Source organism: Flavobacterium eburneipallidum, assembly GCF_027111355.2.
Classification (GTDB): domain Bacteria; phylum Bacteroidota; class Bacteroidia; order Flavobacteriales; family Flavobacteriaceae; genus Flavobacterium; species Flavobacterium eburneipallidum.
Genome location: NZ_CP114291.2, coordinates 1202309 through 1219685, shown reverse-complemented (window position 1 = coordinate 1219685; position 17377 = coordinate 1202309). Strand labels below are relative to the sequence as shown.

General features: G+C 34.6%; 13 protein-coding genes and 1 tRNA gene. 3 read left to right on the top strand and 11 right to left on the bottom strand.

Going from position 1 to position 17377, the window contains the following annotated elements; all coding sequences use genetic code 11:
• The first annotated feature begins 29 nt into the window (after positions 1 to 29).
• Both OZP15_RS04985 and OZP15_RS04980 read left to right on the top strand, forming a co-directional pair.
• Positions 30 to 302, top strand: coding sequence for an HU family DNA-binding protein (locus OZP15_RS04985; RefSeq protein ID WP_143390282.1), 273 nt, complete (start codon positions 30 to 32; stop codon positions 300 to 302).
• A 235-nt stretch (positions 303 to 537) separates the two neighbouring features.
• Positions 538 to 1098, top strand: a complete 561-nt coding sequence (locus OZP15_RS04980; protein WP_281337187.1) for a YqgE/AlgH family protein — start codon at positions 538 to 540, stop codon at positions 1096 to 1098.
• Here OZP15_RS04980 and OZP15_RS04975 read toward each other — a convergent pair.
• Both OZP15_RS04975 and OZP15_RS04970 read right to left on the bottom strand, forming a co-directional pair.
• Positions 1095 to 1934: an aminotransferase class IV gene (locus tag OZP15_RS04975; RefSeq protein WP_281337186.1), complete on the bottom strand. Its 840-nt coding sequence runs from the start codon at positions 1932 to 1934 to the stop codon at positions 1095 to 1097. The genes OZP15_RS04980 and OZP15_RS04975 overlap by 4 nt on opposite strands.
• A gap of 53 nt (positions 1935 to 1987) precedes the next feature.
• A complete protein-coding gene (locus tag OZP15_RS04970) occupies positions 1988 to 2380 on the bottom strand; it encodes an START-like domain-containing protein (RefSeq protein ID WP_269227396.1) in 393 nt (130 codons plus the stop codon).
• 156 nt (positions 2381 to 2536) lie between these two features.
• Between OZP15_RS04970 and OZP15_RS04965 the strand changes: the two genes are divergently transcribed.
• Positions 2537 to 2610: transfer RNA gene (locus OZP15_RS04965), tRNA-Met, on the top strand.
• A 99-nt stretch (positions 2611 to 2709) separates the two neighbouring features.
• Here the strand turns inward: OZP15_RS04965 and OZP15_RS04960 are convergent.
• From OZP15_RS04960 to OZP15_RS04920, 9 genes are all read right to left on the bottom strand, one after another.
• A complete protein-coding gene (locus OZP15_RS04960; RefSeq protein ID WP_269227395.1) occupies positions 2710 to 3651 on the bottom strand; it encodes a M20/M25/M40 family metallo-hydrolase in 942 nt (313 codons plus the stop codon).
• Positions 3652 to 3717: 66 nt separating this feature from the next.
• A complete protein-coding gene (locus OZP15_RS04955) occupies positions 3718 to 4050 on the bottom strand; it encodes an L-rhamnose mutarotase (protein WP_269227873.1) in 333 nt (110 codons plus the stop codon).
• A 31-nt stretch (positions 4051 to 4081) separates the two neighbouring features.
• Complete coding sequence (locus OZP15_RS04950) at positions 4082 to 5134, bottom strand: sialidase family protein (protein WP_281337185.1); 1053 nt, start codon at positions 5132 to 5134, stop codon at positions 4082 to 4084.
• Positions 5135 to 5154: 20 nt separating this feature from the next.
• Entirely contained in the window at positions 5155 to 6483 is a 1329-nt protein-coding gene (locus OZP15_RS04945; RefSeq protein WP_281337184.1) for a sugar MFS transporter, read from the bottom strand.
• Between the two features lie 86 nt (positions 6484 to 6569).
• A complete protein-coding gene (locus tag OZP15_RS04940; RefSeq protein ID WP_269227392.1) occupies positions 6570 to 7292 on the bottom strand; it encodes a copper homeostasis protein CutC in 723 nt (240 codons plus the stop codon).
• A 127-nt stretch (positions 7293 to 7419) separates the two neighbouring features.
• Positions 7420 to 9021, bottom strand: coding sequence for a SusD/RagB family nutrient-binding outer membrane lipoprotein (locus OZP15_RS04935; protein WP_281337183.1), 1602 nt, complete (start codon positions 9019 to 9021; stop codon positions 7420 to 7422).
• Between the two features lie 21 nt (positions 9022 to 9042).
• Positions 9043 to 12135, bottom strand: a complete 3093-nt coding sequence (locus tag OZP15_RS04930; protein ID WP_281337182.1) for a SusC/RagA family TonB-linked outer membrane protein — start codon at positions 12133 to 12135, stop codon at positions 9043 to 9045.
• A 324-nt stretch (positions 12136 to 12459) separates the two neighbouring features.
• A complete protein-coding gene (locus OZP15_RS04925) occupies positions 12460 to 15120 on the bottom strand; it encodes a glycoside hydrolase family 3 N-terminal domain-containing protein (RefSeq protein WP_281337181.1) in 2661 nt (886 codons plus the stop codon).
• A 12-nt stretch (positions 15121 to 15132) separates the two neighbouring features.
• Positions 15133 to 17376, bottom strand: a complete 2244-nt coding sequence (locus tag OZP15_RS04920; protein ID WP_281337180.1) for a GH92 family glycosyl hydrolase — start codon at positions 17374 to 17376, stop codon at positions 15133 to 15135.
• Position 17377: the final 1 nt, after the last annotated feature.

Sequence of the window (17377 nt, the reverse complement as noted above, 5' to 3'; positions counted from 1 at the left end):
TTTTAACCAACATTTAATAACATAACATTATGAACAAATCAGAATTAATCGACGCTATCGCTGCAGACGCAGGAATTACAAAAGCTGCTGCAAAATTAGCTTTAGAATCATTTTTAGGAAACGTAGGTAGCACTTTGAAAAAAGGTGGAAGAGTATCTTTAGTAGGTTTCGGATCTTGGTCTGTATCTGCTAGAGCTGCAAGAGACGGTAGAAATCCTCAAACAGGAAAAACTATTCAAATCGCTGCTAAAAACGTAGTAAAATTCAAAGCAGGAGCTGAATTAGAAGGAGCTGTAAACTAATTTAAGCCTCTTTTAAATAAATATCAAACCTTCCTTTCGGGAGGTTTTTTTTTGAATTATTTTTTTTTCACGATAGATTTAATTCTCAAAAAATTGCTTCTACAACGGAACAAAACAATATTAATTCCATCATCAGCAAGTATTTTTTTCCTTAAGGAGTTTTTTTTTACATTTTGTCGATTTTTTTTGGCATCGAAACTTTTTTTTTGTTAAATTTAATTCAAAATAAAATCGAATGATTTCAGAAAAAATAAAGAAAGGAAATCTACTCATTGCAGAGCCTTTACTAATTGGAGATTTATCATTTAACAGATCGGTGATTTTACTAGCAGATCACAACGAAAGTGGCTCTGTGGGCTTCATCATCAACAAGCCTTTAAAATATACCATCCAAGATTTGGTTCCCGAAATAAAAGCTAGTTTCAAAATATATAACGGTGGGCCAGTAGAACAGGATAATCTTTACTTCATTCACAATATTCCAGATTTAATTCCCAATAGTGTAGAAATTTCGGACGGTATTTATTGGGGAGGCGAATATGAAATTACCAAGACACTCATCAACAACGGAAAAATAACCAAAAATAATATTCGTTTCTTTTTAGGTTATACTGGTTGGGACGAAAACCAATTGCAAATGGAAACCGAGGATAATTCGTGGATTATAACCAAGAATACTTATGAAAATAAAATAATCGGAAAATCGCATTCTCATTTTTGGAAAGAACAAATTATGGAATTGGGAGGCGATTATCTAATATGGTCTAACACACCCGAAAATCCTTCCTCTAATTAATTGCTGCTGATAAACTCATTTAGTTTTTGCACTAAAACATTAGATATATTCGTTGAAAACTCTTTTTTACGGTATTTTGTAATAGGCTGAATTCCTTTAATCACGTTGGTAATAAACAATTCATCCGATTTTTGAAGATCAAAAGGTGAAATTGCTTCTTCCAGAACTTCTAAATTTTCTATTTTTCGAGCCAAAGTTAAAATTTGCTTTCTCATTACTCCGTTCAAACAACCTTCGGCAACTGGAGGTGTTATAAGTGTATTTCCTTTCAACATAAATAGATTACCCTGTAAAGCTTCGATCACATTTTTAGTATCGTTAAGCAACAAACAATTATCTAAACCATTTTCTTTAGCAAAAATACTTCCTGTGATATTGATTAATTTATTGGTTGTTTTAATAGAAGAAAGCAACTGTCTGGTTACATAAAAATCAGTATATAAATCTACCACATACTCTGATGAAGGAATGGAATACAAGGTGTTATCCAAAGTTTCTACATGTATCAAAAAAGACACATCGTTAGTTTGTGGCAAATAATATCCTCCATCATTTCGATAAACAGTAATTCGAGCACGTGCCGAAATATCTGTGTTTTTAGCCTTCGCTAATATAAGAATTTGCTCTTCCAGATATTCCATGGTAAAATTCATAGGGATTTCCATTCGAATCACACGCATAGACGACATGAGTCTGAAATAATGATCTTCTAAAAAAAGAATTTTAGAATTTACTATTTTGACAGTTTCAAAAACGGCATCACCATATAGAAAAGCACGATTTTGTGTCAATATATTTGCGTCTTGAGGAAGTAGAGAACCATTAAAATTAATCATAAAAAACCCTGAATTAAATTCAGGGCAAATATAAACTATAAAATAGAATTTTACTAAACTGATCCAATAACATGTTTCAAATCAGAAATCTGATTTTCCCACAGCAATTTGGCTTCGCTTAACTCGTCATCGACCGCAAAGTCTATTACCATCAAGGAAACATCTTTTGTAATTTCGTCCACTAAAATATGTAATTCAAAAAAGTACTCGCTATCTTTATTATTGGCATCAACCCATTTGAATTTAACTTTTTCACCTGATTTTTTAGAAGCCAATCTGGCTTTTTCTTCGGAATCATTCCAAATGAAAGTAAAAAATTCTCCTCTAGAGTTTACATTATCAGCAAACCATTCTGACAATCCCGAAGGAGTTGAAATATATTGATACAACAATTGTGGTGATGAGTTAATTGGAAACTCTATTTCGTAACGTGTTTTAACTTCCATGTCTAAAAAATTATTTTTTTTGGAAAAGTATAGAATATAAAGCCAATAAAAAAGCCTTTTGAAAAATATTTTTTTTTCTTACTAATATGCTTGTAAGCTCTAATATAATTTTTATATTTGCACTCGCAATGAGGAACACATCCTAAATGCAGTCTTGGCGAGGTAGCTCAGTCGGTTAGAGCGCAGGATTCATAACCCTGAGGTCACGGGTTCAACTCCCGTCTTCGCTACAAAAACAAACCCTTAAACATCAATTGTTTAAGGGTTTTTTATTGGTTTTTTGTTTCGAAAATCTTGACAAAAAAGGAAACTTCGCTTTTCATGAACTTTTAATCCCGATTGATAAAAACCAATGGTTGCGCATAATTTGCAATTGAAATTAGAGCATTATAAATATATTGAGAAACCAAAGCTCCGCCTCTAAAATTAATCAATTCAATATCATCTTCCGGAGTATGGTATTGTAGATGTCCGCCTGTATGAAATCCTATAGCAGAAATGGAAGATTTGTAAAACGATACATGATCCGAACCACCTACTTCGCCTGCATGAATAACAGGATTCAGTCCACTTTTTTCACCTAGTTGTTTCATCAATTCAACACCATCAGGAAAAGTTCCAGCACCACCCATATAAATTTGTTTTTCGGCATTCAATCTGCCTACCATGTCCATATTGAGCATTACTTTGACTGATTCTTTTGGTATTGGTAAGTGATTTACAAAATATTTGGATCCCAACAAACCTTCTTCTTCCCCACTAAAGGAAACAAAAATAATACTCCTTTTAGATTTTACTTTAGACTTGGAAACTTTCTCTAAAATACATAGTAAAGCAGCTACACCAGAAGCATTATCATCGGCTCCATTGTGGATTGCCATTGTATCCTTTTTTTTGCTGCCAGAAGCAATTCCTCCCCATCCCCAATGATCATAATGCGCTCCTATTACTATAAATTCCTTTTTTAGTTTTTCATCTGAACCTTCAATATAGCCCACAACATTTTGAGTTGTAACAGTATCCGATTTCATTTTATTGATTCCTTCTTTTACAAACAATTGAAAAGGCTGATAATAATTACCATTAAATTTTTCCAGACCATATTTCTGAAAATACTTTCTAATGTAAGCTGCTGCCTCATTATTACCTTTCGTCCCGGGAAATCGCCCTTGCATTTTATCTGATGAAAGATATTTATCGTGTTTGTAAAATGTTTTTCCCAAACGGCTATTTTGAGCTGCAACACTAACGGTAAAGCATAGCGAAATCATGAAAAAAAACTTGAATTTTGATTTTTTTAAAAACACCATTATTTCTCTTTTTAATAAAAACTCAAATTACTTGAGTTCAAAAATTTTATCCATCAAAAGCCATTTCTCGCCAGGCTGAGCTCCCGGAAGTGCTTTTTGAAATCGCCACATTAATTCTTCCCACTCTTGAACTTTTGGATTTGTTGCATCTAATTTTGCTTTTTCTTCGAAAGAAAAATGAGCCTCTGCTTCGATAATCATAAACAATCTATCTTGAATAGTATAAATCTCCAGATTTCTAATTCCTGATTCTTTTATACTTTCAATAATTTCAGACCATACGTTTTGGTGAAAAGCTTTGTATTCTTCAATTAAATTAGGTTCGTCTTTTAAATCTAATGCCAGACAATATTTTTTCATCATTTATTTTTTTATAACTACAATTGCTTTTTTATTTTGCTGTTTTAAAGCGAACATGCTTGATATACTTTCGATTATAAGTATATAAAACATGAATTTCTCCATCTAAAGTTTGGATAATTGCCGGATAGCTGAACTCGCCTTCAGGCTGGTATTCCAAATCGAATAATTTCTGCCAATGAATTCCATCTTTCGAATGCTCTACATCCAAAACGTTGCGTCCATTAAACCAATCTTTTCCTTGTTTTAATGGATTGTTAACCAATAAAAACGATTTTTTAGATAAAGTAACCGCATCAACACCTGAATTAGAATTTACAACATCAATGCTATCGGTATTTTTCCAGCTATTTCCATAATCTTCTGACCAACTCGTTATCAATTTATTGTGTTTGCTCCTAAATAGCATTTGTACTTTTTTATCCGAATGCACTAAAAATGTGGGTTGGATAATATCAAAATGCTGCTTGTTTTCGATGGCAATTTTTGTCCACTTTTCAGTAGCCTCACCATAGGTTTCTACATGAGCTCTCCATTCATTATTTGCAACGCTTTCGGTACTACTTCCGCATAAAATTACTCCGGTAGTTAGCTCTATTGGCTTGTTTTTTATAGGGCCAAGAATACCTTTTGGGAGCAATTTTGGAACACTCCATGTTGCTCCATCATCAACCGATACTATCATTGCTCCAAACCATTCCCTTGGATTTTTTCCAATTTTATAAAACAAGTATAATTTTTCGCTTTTGCTTTTAAATAAAACGGGATTCCAACAAGGCAAAGTATCTCCTTTTTGGATATAGGGCGGAACCAAATTTTGTGGAGCAGACCATTTCTTATTTTTGTATTTAGAAAAATAAATCCCAACATCTTTGGCACCTTCGTATTTCCCTCCAAACCAGGCAGCCATAATTTCATTTGGTTTTACTTCAACCAACGTAACAGCATGACTGTTAGTTGTAATAGGCTGCGTTGTTATAAAAGTATTGTTGATCGAATACACTTTTGGCAACTGCTTTACCGAAGTACAGGCAACACAAACCAAAAGCATTAAAAAGATGGAATATTTGAATTTAAAAATCATTGTAACTTTTAACTGTTAATTTATTTTTTACTTAAGCCCAACTTATGTCCTGCTATTGCATAATATAAAATCACAAGATAACAAGGCAATAAAATCCAATATCCTTTAGTTGAAGCGGTTGCAGTAGCTAGGGCTTCATTCATTCCCTGAGCGATGTAATCGGCTTTATTGGCATCGACTAAATTTCCGTATAAAGGTGGAATGATGGCACCACCAGAAATAGCCATAATCAATAAGGCCGAAGCGGTTTTAGTAAATTTTCCCAAACCTTTTAAAGTTAAAGGCCATACCGCAGGCCAAACCAAAGCATTAGCCATACCCAATGCTGCTACAAATAATACGGAAGTAAATCCATCGCTAAAAACAATACAAAACGACAATACGATTCCTAAAATAGCACTTAATTTTAAAGCCAAAGTTTGCGTAATGTATTTAGGAATTAAGAAAGCACCCAGAGCATAAGTAGCAACCATAGCCATCAAAGTGAATGTGGTAAAAAATTTGGCATCAGCAACTGGAATACCTAATGAAATTCCGTAAGCAATAATAGTATCACCAGCAATAACCTCAACACCTACGTACATAAAAAGAGTTAATACTCCAAGCCACAAATGCGGGAATTGAAAAATACTCGTTTTAGTGGTGCTGCCGTCTTTTGGTTCTTCAATTGGTTCCGCTTCTACATCTGGCAATGGTGCTTTTCGAATTAGTATTCCCAAAATAAATAAAACCAAAGCCATTATCACATAAGGTGTTACAACACTATCAGCCATGGTGTTTAACAATTCTGCTTTTTCCGCAGCACTCACGACATTTAGTTTTTCTTTAATTTCATCAATACCTGATAAAAGTAATGCTCCAAAAATAAGCGAACCTAAAGCTCCTGCCACTTTATTGGCAATTCCCATAATGGAAATGCGTTTTGCAGCACTATCAATAGGCCCAAGAATAGTAATATAAGGGTTGGATGCTGTTTGCAATAAAGTCATCCCTGCACCCTGAATAAATATTCCAGTCAAAAACATCCAATAGGTTCTTGCCTCGGCAGCGGGTATAAAAACCAAAGCGCCTAAGCCCATTATAAATAAACCCAATGACATTCCTTTTTTATATCCAATTTTTGATAAAATATAAGAAGCGGGCAATGCCATCACCACAAAAGAAATATAAGAAGCCGAAGCAACCAAAAGAGATTGCGCTGATGTCAATTCGTTTATGGTTTTCATAAACGGAATTAAAGCTCCATTAATCCAGGTTACAAATCCAAATATAAAAAATAGCCCAGCTATAATTATAATTGGAATTAACGTAGTGTTTTTTGTTTTAGAAGATGCTATACTAATTTCCATAAGTATTCATTTATTTTTTAATAATTTCAATTGTTTTCTTATATATTTTTCAAATCTTTATTTTCTAATTAAAAGCAGCTAATTATTTAACTTATACTATCCAAAATAGCTTTAATTGTATCAGTATCCGAATGAACAATAATACGATCGTTAAATAATTTTTGATTGTTCATGGACAGCTTTTCATCCGTGTTTTGATAGCTTATTACAGATGCTGAACAATGAATTTCTTTAAATTTCTTATTTTTAAATAAGAAGGCATTCTTTTTATTGATTCCTCCTCCCGGAAGAATGATAATCTTATTTTTTGCTCTTTCTTTCAACACTTTCAAAAGTTTCATCCCTTCAAGAGCGGTCTGTTTTTTTCCTGAAGTCAACACTCTCGTTGCTCCAATTGCCATTAATTGTTCTATGGCTTCAAATGAATTTTCAACCCAATCAAAAGCTCGGTGAAAAGTAAATTCCAATGGTTTTGACCATTCAATTAACTCCTGTGTTCTTGCAATATCAATAGTGTTATCAGGATTTAACACACCAGACACAATTCCGTTACAACCTAATTCTTTACACAGTTGAATATCCTTTTTCATAATAGCAAATTCTTCTTCAGAATAAGTAAAATTGCCGCTTCGTGGTCGTATCAACACATTGACAGGAATAGTTACAGTTGCTAACACATTTTTAAGTAATCCATAAGAAGGAGTTACTCCTCCAACCGCTAATTCAGAACACAATTCTATTCTGTGAGCTCCTGCAGTTTGCGCATTAATTGCCGATTGATAAGACGAGGCACAAATTTCTAATAACATATTTAACCTTTTATAGAATGATAATCAAGTGATTACAATTCTAAATTTTAATGGTATAAAAGACAAAAGGAGAGTTGACTCTCCTTTTAATCTCTTAAGTAACGAATCTCGTTTTATTTAATTCAATTTATTTAGTATCCCACCAAAGTCTTGTACCTCCTGAATCAGGTCCTTTAAGTTTAGCGATGGCATCGGTAACAGCATCTCTGTTTGCAGAATATTCATTGGTAACAAAGATTACACGTTTCATCAAGGTTTTGCCAACTCCAGCTTCATTGTTATCCGTGTTAATTACTGGATAAATTACTTTAGCATCACTTCTTCGCAAATCAGCCCATGCTTCCCAAGATTCAGGAAAAACAGCTAAATATTTTTGAACTGCAATTTGCGTACGTTGAGTTGCTACAGAAGGTTGCCAAGCCACTGGAACAGTAACTGGAACAGTTTGTAATCCTATATTTGGATACAGTGTTGCTGCATTTGGAATAGATGGTAAAGTATTTCCTGCAATGTAATTAGCAATGGCATTGGTATCTGTAATTCCCCATTGTGTCATTGACAATCGAATCCCTTCTTCGTACAAACTTCTTGCTGTACCACCCATACTCCATCCATTTAAGGCACCTTCGGCTCTACTCAAATAATTTTCAGAAGCCATTAATACCTCAATATTTTTAGTTTCACTAAGACTTCCGTTTGAACCACTTCCTAATACATCGTTATTAAACATGGAGAATGTGGTTGTTCCAAACTGACCTTGTAAACCTCCAACTGGTCTGCCTCTGTAAATTTGAGCTGCAGGTGCCGCTGTAGGATTAATTGGTGCGAACCATTTAGCCAATCTAGGATCATTATATCCAACAAGCAAACTTTCCATAGAAGCTGTCATTAAGTATCCCCAAGAATTTACAATCATGTTTAAATTGTTTGGAGTAATATTACTCACTTTAAAAGTAGCACTTTGCTCATTCGTTTCTATAACACCTGCTGCAATTGCTGCTTCTGCTTGAGTTTTTGCTTTTGCTGCATCAATGTCTGAAATTCTTAATGCCAAACGCAGTTTTAAACTGTTTCCAAATCTTCTCCAGTTTTGTACATTTCCAGAATAGATTCTATCATTAGGCTGAAGCGTTCCTACTGTAGTTGATGTAGTAGCACTTAAAACAGTGTTCGCTTCATCTAATAATTTAAAAAAGTCTGTGTAAATAGATTCTACACTATCATAAGGTACTTTTTCTTTGTTATTACCAGCTTCTGTGTAAGGAATAGGTCCATAAGCATCTGTCATTTGATTGTACATATATACTTTCCAGATTTTTAAGACAGCTGTAGCTTCAGCGTTACCTTCAGATGCTTTGAAAGCATTGTTTAGAGCTGGTACAGCAACGGTATAGAATCGCAACCATCCACGTCCTTCATAACCGTTTACAAAAGCATTTCTTTCAGTACCATAACCACAACTTAAGTAATGCGTAAAAGTTGATGGTAAAATACCTGTTGCAATACCCCATGTTCCCTGATCATCTACTCCAGGAGAAGAATAAGAACCGTGATGTATCCCAGCATATAAGGCTGATGCAAAAGCTGGACCTGCAAGAGTTTGATCTAATTGCTCTTCAGTAAGCGTATTTTTATTTGTATTTATTTCGTCAAAGTCTTGTGTACAGCTTGAAAAAACAGCGAGCATAGACATGACAACTCCTATTGATTTAATTTTATAATTTTTCATATTATCTCTCTTTATTTTTAATTAAAATCCAAATCTTACATTAACACCATACTCTCTTGTTGAAGGAATATTGAAAGATTCGATACCTTGTAAATTTCCTGTACCTGATCCTGCTTCTGGATCAAAATATTTTGCTTCGTTTAAGAAGAAGAATAAATTTCTACCTACTACAGAGAAATCAATACTTGATAAACCGGTGCTTTTTAACAACTGTTTTGGTAATGAATATCCAAAAACAAGTTCTCTCAATCTAATGTTTGTTGCATCATAAATAAAAGGTTCTGCAACTGGAGTTCTTTGTCCAATAGCTGTCCAATATTGTTCTGCAGTAATACTTGTTGTATTTGGAACAAAAGTAGATCCACTTGCTACAACACCATCCACAATAATTCCACCTTCTCTTCCTGCCAAAGTAATGTCACTTACACCTAAACCTGCTTGTCTTGCTTGAGTGTATGAAATTACTTCTCCTCCAATTCTAAAATCAACTAGGAAGCTTAAATTAAAATTTTTGTAGGTGAAATTATTTTTTAAACCCGCAGTCCAATCTGGGTTAAAGTTACCAGCACGAACACTAAAATCATCTGTTGCCAAAGGAATACCAGCTGCATTTACAATAATCTGACCATCAGCTGTTCTTTGAAATCCTTTTATGTATAAATCACCATATTCGCCTCCTTTAATTACTTTACTTCTAACTAATCTTCCTTCTCCAATAACCAATTCCTCTCTATTATCATAGATTGAAGTAATTTTAGATTTATAAGAAGCATAATTGGCCATAATATCCCAGCTAAAGTCTTCTGTTTGAATAGGAGTAGCAGTAAGCGTAAGTTCAACACCTTTATTTTCGATATCACCTCCGTTTAACACCGCTCTTGATTTTGAAGAAGATTCAGGAGTATTGATGTAAAAGATTTGATCTGAAGTTTTGGTTTGAAAATACGTAAATTCTAATCCTAAACGATTTTTCAAAAATTTAACATCTGCACCAAACTCTGAAGAACTAGACATCTCTGGTTTTAGGTTAGGATTTGCAGCTGTAGTTTGAGAGTACAACATACCTCCGTTACCACCAATGTATGATAATTGAGAACTTGTTTGATAAGGATCAGTATCATTACCGACTTTTGCATAAGAAGCTCTAACTTTAGCAAAACTAATAGCTTCAGGTAAAGTAACCATATCAGAGATTACCGCAGAAAGACCAAATGAAGGATAAAAGAAAGATCTATTTTGCGATGGCAATGCAGAAGACCAGTCATTTCTAGCAGTTACATCCAAGAATAAATAATTTTTGAAACCTATTTGAGAAAATCCATAAACTGAATTCACTTGTTTTTCTGATGCTGTAGAATTGGATCCAATAGTTGCTACATTAATCAAAGAAAAATAGTTTCTTTTACTTAAAATACCACCCGAATTTAATCCTGAACTAGATTGTTTTAACATATTAGCACCAGCGTTAAGTCCTACTGAAAAGTCACCAAATGTTTGTTTGTATGAAAGTAACGCATCTGTATTAAACTCGCTTACTTTTTCATACGATTCAGAATAAGAACCTAAATTGTTATTAAATGCTCTGGTTGCATATCTGTTTCTTACAGCAGTATTAGTCATTTGATCTAAACCTGCTCTAACTTGTAAACTTAAAGCACTTGTAATATCATATTTAAGAGAGGCAAGACCAATAAATCTATTTCTTTTGTCTTCACGAGAATCATTACGCAAAGCTGACCAATAAGGGTTTCCTCCTGGAGATCCAGTTTCGTCTATAAAGTAGTTTTGTTGTAATTGTCCTGCAGCATCAGTATATTCAAAATCTCTGTACTCATTAAATTTAATACTACGAGGCAATAAATAAGCCGAAGTTCCAATAGACTCTTCCCCTGTTCGAAGTAAATTATCAATATTCTGAATGATGTAATTCGTTTTTACATCCAATGAAAACTTATCCGATAATTTACTTGTCAATCTTAAATTTAGATTATGTCTGTCTAAATCATTGCCTTTTACAATACCCTCTGCTTGAGTATTGGTATAAGAAAAATAGCCTTGTGCTTTTTCATTTCCTGTAGTAACAGTTAAAGTATTAGCTAAATTATAACCTGTTTTATAAAAATCAATAACATTATCTGGCTGTGCCGAATAGCTAGTAGTTGCTGGACCAGCATAATTAGGATTACGAGCTAATTGCCATGCCGAAACTTGACTTCCATCTAACCTTCCTCCCCAACTTGATACAGAAATAGGATTGTAAACTCCTTGATCTCCTTGTCCGTATTCATTTTGAAAATTGGTCAAATTGTAAGCTGAAGAAGCCATAAAGTTTGAAGACAATGAAACAGAAGTTTTTCCCGCTTTTCCAGATTTAGTGGTAATAATAATAACCCCATTACTTGCTCTGTTTCCATAAAGAGCTGCTGCAGAAGGTCCTTTAAGAACTGTCATCGAAGCAATATCTTCAGGATTAATATTAGAGATACCATCTGGTTGAGTAGTTCCTCCTGTATCAATATCAGGATTACCAGTTGTAGTTCCGTTACTAATTGGCACACCATCTATCACATACAAAGGTTGGTTATTACCATTAAGAGATCTATTTCCTCTTAAAGTAATTCTGGATGAACTTCCTACACCATTTGAAGTAGTAGAAAAATTAAGACCCGCCACTTTTCCCGAAAGTGAGTTAGCAACGTTTAATGATCTTGCTTGAGAAATTTCATCTACATCAACATTTTGTGCCGAATAGGTAATTGCTTTTTTCTCTCTTTTGATACCCAAAGCTGTTACCACAACTTCTTCTAATTGTTGAGCATCTTCAGTTAGTGATACATCTATAGTAGTCGAACTCCCTACTACAACTTCTTTTGAAACTGATCCTATAAAGGAAAAGACCAAAATTGCCGATTGATTAGGAACATTAACACTATACTTACCATCCATGTCTGATGATGCACCATTTGTTGTCCCCTTAACAACGATGTTTACTCCCGGCAGTGGAAAACCGCTTTTGGCATCTGTAACTGTTCCCTTCACTGTAGTTTGAGCCTGAACGTTTTGAAATCCGAACAAGCAAAATACAAACAGTAGTTTTAATACATTTTGAATCATAATTTGGTTTTTGAATTATTAATTTGTTTTCTTTTCAACCAGCCCTAGGGTTAATTGTTTGTTAAATTTATCACTATAAATCGTTACTAAAATATAATTTCGACCAATGACGTATCTGCAAAGGTGTTTGTTTAATTTTACGTTTTTTTTTACACTAAAAGCTATTTTAACAAACAATTATCAAGCTATTACAAATAGCATTGACTATTTCACAACAAAACTAAACTTATCTTAAACAAAAAACATTAACCTTTTTTAAAGATTAATGTTTTTTGATAATTTTAGTTTAAACGAGTGTTTTTTATTGTCTTATAACAATACCATTTACTCCATAACCTTAAACTTTGACTTCAATAAATTTACTGAATTTCCTCCTACCATCACTTCAAAATCGCCAGGTTCTACTACGTTTTTCATTTCCCGGTTCCAAATAGCCAATTCGTCAGGAGTTAAAGTAAATTCTACCGTTTCAGTCGCTCCTTTTTTGATATGTACTCTTTTAAAACCTTTTAGTGTTTTTTCAGGAGTTGTTACGGAACTATACACATCATTAATGTACAATTGCACCACTTCATCTCCGTCATAATTTCCGGTATTTTTAACATCAATGCTTACTTTCAAGCTTCCGTCAGCTTTAATTTCAGAAGTACTTAAAGTTAAATTCGAATATTCGAATGTGGTATAACTCAAACCGTATCCAAAAGTATATAACGGATTTTCACTTTCAGAAACATAACGATGTATGGCCGATGGTTTTTGGTTGTAATAAATAGGCAATTGCCCAACCGATTTTGGAAAAGTAATCGGCAATCTTCCGCCTGGATTATAATTTCCAAACAAAACATCAGCTACTGCTTTTCCTCCAGCTTCTCCCGGAAACCAACCTTCCACAATAGCTGGAATATTTTCGTTAATCCAGTTTATAGAAAGCGGACGACCGTTTAGCAACACACAAACTACTGGTGTTCCTGTCTTTTGAATCGCTTCAATTAATTCCTGTTGCATTCCGTGTAAATCTAAACTCGCCACATCTCTGTTTTCTTCCACTAATTCATTCGATTCTCCTAAAACCACTACAGCAACATCGGCTTTTTTAGCAATATCAATCGCTGGTTGCAGGTTTATCTTTTCAAGATTCCATCGCAAGTGTACTCTGGCTCCCCAGCCACCTTCCCACATTTCAATGCGGACTTTGTATTTTTTTCCTGCTTCAATGTTTTTTGGAGTAGTTACAATACTCGTTGCTCCTTTTGTCCAGTTGTCAATGACCAATTGATCGTCAATCCACATTCTGATTCCGTCATCAGAACTTAAGCCTAACCAACCGTCAAAGGATTTTTCGGATTGAATATAACCGGTCCAACGAATCGAAAAATCATCATCATTCACCCCTACACCCGGATTCCAGGGCCAATCGAATTCTAATTGATTGTCAATACGTGTTAATGCAGGAGTTCCTTCCACATTTCTATTATTGAAATATTCTCCTTTTAATCCGTTTTGAGATCCATCAGGAGTAAATAAATATTTAGATGGAATAATTTGTCCTTTTACAATCAAAGGAACACCTTCTTCATAAAGTACATTCGTATCTTTACCCACCACTTGTTTGATTCCCTCAAGAACTGTAGTTCCTACTTTATTTTTAACCGCATATCCTCCCAGTCTTGATGCATCGGCATTAGGGCCGATAACAGCAATAGTTTGAATGTCTTTCTTCAGTGGTAAAAGATTATTTTCATTTTTCAATAAAACCATCGATTTATGTCCTGCTTCAAGAGCGATGTCCTGATTTTCTTTGGTATGAAAACGCTCTTTAATTAGATTTTTTTCTGTATATGGATTTTCGAATAAACCTAACATAAACTTCAATCGTAAAACCCCACCAGCCGCACGATCAATTTGTTCCATGGTCAGTTTCTTTTCATTTACCAATTCGATCAGACTTTGTTGCCAAAACTCATTCGTAAAATCATAAAATTGCATATCCACTCCTGCAGCAACTGCTTCACGGATACTTTCTTTTGGAGAATTAGTAACATAATGTGTGGTTTGAAGGTATTTAATAGCTCCCAAATCAGAAACTACAATTCCTTTAAAACCCCATTCTTTTCGTAAAACATCAGTCAACAACCAATGATTAGCAGCACAAGGAATCCCATCTAATTCAGAATAAGCACACATGGTTCCTAAAGCGCCACCTTTTGTAAATGCTTTTTGAAAAGAAGGCAAATGATCTTCACGAGCCGAACGTTCACCCACTAAAATTGGAGAAGAATTTCCTCCCGCTTGTGGAATTCCGTGAACAGCAAAATGTTTCGGTTCTGCAATAATCGAACGATCTGATTTTAAATCATCGCCTTGCATTCCTTTAATCATTGCCAAACCAATTTCGCTGTTCAAGTAAGCATCTTCACCAAAAGTTTCTGCCACTCTTCCCCACCTTGGTTCGCGACCTAAATCTAAATTGGGTCCAAGACCAAAATGAACGCCATGCGCTCTGGCTTCGGTAGCAATTACTTTCCCTACTTTATCCATTAAATTAGTGTCCCAAGTAGCTCCCAAACCAATGTTCATGGGAAAAGCTGTACTTCCGTCATCTAAATAACCGTGAAGCATCTCACACATAATCAATGCTGGAATTCCCCAACGGTTGTTTTTAATCACTTCTTTTTGAAGATCATTAATCATTTTTGCCGAACGCGGATAAATATCATGAATGGCTCCGATTCCTAATTTTCCAATTTTAGCATTGGATTTCGTTTTAGAGAAATCTTCTTTTTCTTTAAAAAATTCGCCTTTGTACATATCCATTTGACGCACCTTTTCTTCCAGACTCATTCGGCTTAACAAGTCTTTTACCCGCGCTTCAACTTCTAATTTGGAATCCTGATAAGGATATTTATTTTGAGCGAAACCAAGGCTACTAAAACCTACAAACGCTACTAAAACAAGGCTTATCTTTTTTACTTTTATTACTAACATAAAGTTGTTTTTTTAATTTTGAATCACTTTTAAGGTTGTTCCATTCACAAAATCATCATGCGAAATAAAATAACTATTTACTGCTTTTCCGTCTAATTGAATTTGCTTGATTTTGCCGTCATTGTTGACTTCTCGTTCAATTACAATGCTTTCTTTTTTATAATAATTAGAATCTAACTTGATGGTAATTTTATCAAACATAGGCGTTGTAATCGTGTAAACAGGTTCTCCAGGAGCAATAGGATAAATTCCCATCATCGAATAAACTAACCAGGCTGACATAGTTCCTGTATCATCATTTCCAGGTAATCCTTTTGGCTTGTTTTGGAAATATTCGCGAACTAATTTTTTAACCAAATCCTGACTTTTAAATTCTTCTCCTTTCAAATAATTAAACAAATACGGATAAGCAATATCAGGTTCGTTCGCCATATCAAATTGCTTGCTATCAAATACTTTTTGCAATTGGCTGGAGAAGCCTTTATTTCCGCCCATCAATTGGATCAAACCTTTAATATCGTGCGGAACCATAAATGCATATTGCCAGGCATTCCCTTCGATAAAACCTACATTCTCCTCAAAATTAGCTCCCGAAACAGGATCAAATGGTTCATACCATTTTCCGTCAGCTAGTCTTGGTCGCAATAATTTTAAATTTTTATCGAATAACTTTTTGTACGACAACGAACGCTTTTTAAATCGATTGGCATCGGCAGTTTTTCCCAGGGCTTTCGCCAAAAGTGAAATGGAATAATCCGACGCATTGTATTCTTGTGTGGTAGAAACGGGCCCACGATCATTAGTAGTCAAATATCCTTTTTCGATATAATCTTTCAATCCTGGACGAAGTGGATTATTCTCCATTTGATCAGCGCCTTTCAGCATTGCTTTATAGGCTTTTTGAACATCAAAATCACGAATTCCTTTTAGATAAGTATCTGCAATTACAATACTGGCAGGGTCGCCTACCATCGTAAAAGTTTCGGTAGAATTCAATTCCCATTTAGGCAACCAGCCATTTTCATCGTACATTTCGAGCATACTTTTCACCATATCCGATTGTTGTTTTGGATAAGCCAAAGACATCAGTTGGTGTAAATTTCTATAGGTATCCCAAAGTGAAAATACGGTGTAACGAGTGCCATCCGTTTTGCCAATTTTGCTTCTTTTTATTTCAGGATATTCTCCGTTGTAATCATTTAAAGTATTGGGATGAATTAAAGTGTGATACAATGCGGTGTAAAAAATAGTTTTATCGTCTTTTGAACCGCCTTCAACTAGAATTTTAGAAAGTTCGGTATTCCATTCGTCATATGTTTCTTTGTAAACTGCATCAAAGGATTTATTTCCAGTTTCTTTTTCGAGATTTTCACGGGCATTTTCGATACTTACATAGGAAATTCCTATTTTAACATTCACGGTTTCTTCCTTGTCGAATTGATAGGTAAAATACGTTCCAATACTATCTCCAACTACCGTTTTAATAGTATTTTCCATCATTCGGGTTTTGCCATTATACCCCATCCATTGGGCTTCAGCTCCATTGTATTGGGCTGGTTTTTTCCAAACACCAAATTGGTCTGCTGGTTTCGAAAATTTGGCTACAAAATAAACGGGATAAGCATCTTCTGGACTGTTGTAACAAAACGAACCCACGCTTCGCATTCCTTCAATTTCTGTGGAAGAAACTATTTTTACCATTGCTCCTTCTTCATTGGTTAAACCTACACCAAGATTCAGTAAAATATTGGATTGTCCTTTAGGGAAAGTAAATTGGCTGACACCTACTCTTTTCGAAGCTGTAAATTCTGCTTTCACTTTGTATTTATCAATATTTACACTGTAATAGGCCGTTTTGGCAATTTCGTTAGAATAAGTAGAACCGTATTTTAAATGATTGGTTTCAACAGTTCCCGTAGTGGGCATCAGCAAAATAACGCCTAATTCCGGACAACCGACTCCGCTTAAGTTTACCTGACTGAAACCTGTTAGAAATTTGTTCTCGTTCACATAGGGATTGGACAGCCACTGACTGTCTTTTTCCAAAGGTCGGTTTTGAGGTCCGGAAACATTAAACGGACTAATACTAGCCATTCCTCTTGGCGCAATTGGTCCAGGGAAAGTAGCTCCAAAATTGGAAGTTCCAATAAACGGATTGACAAAATCGGCTGGCTGCTGTGCTAAAATAGCTGCGCTAAAAAACAGTATGTAAAAAAAACATACTGTTTGTAATGTTATCCTTTTATATAAAACCATA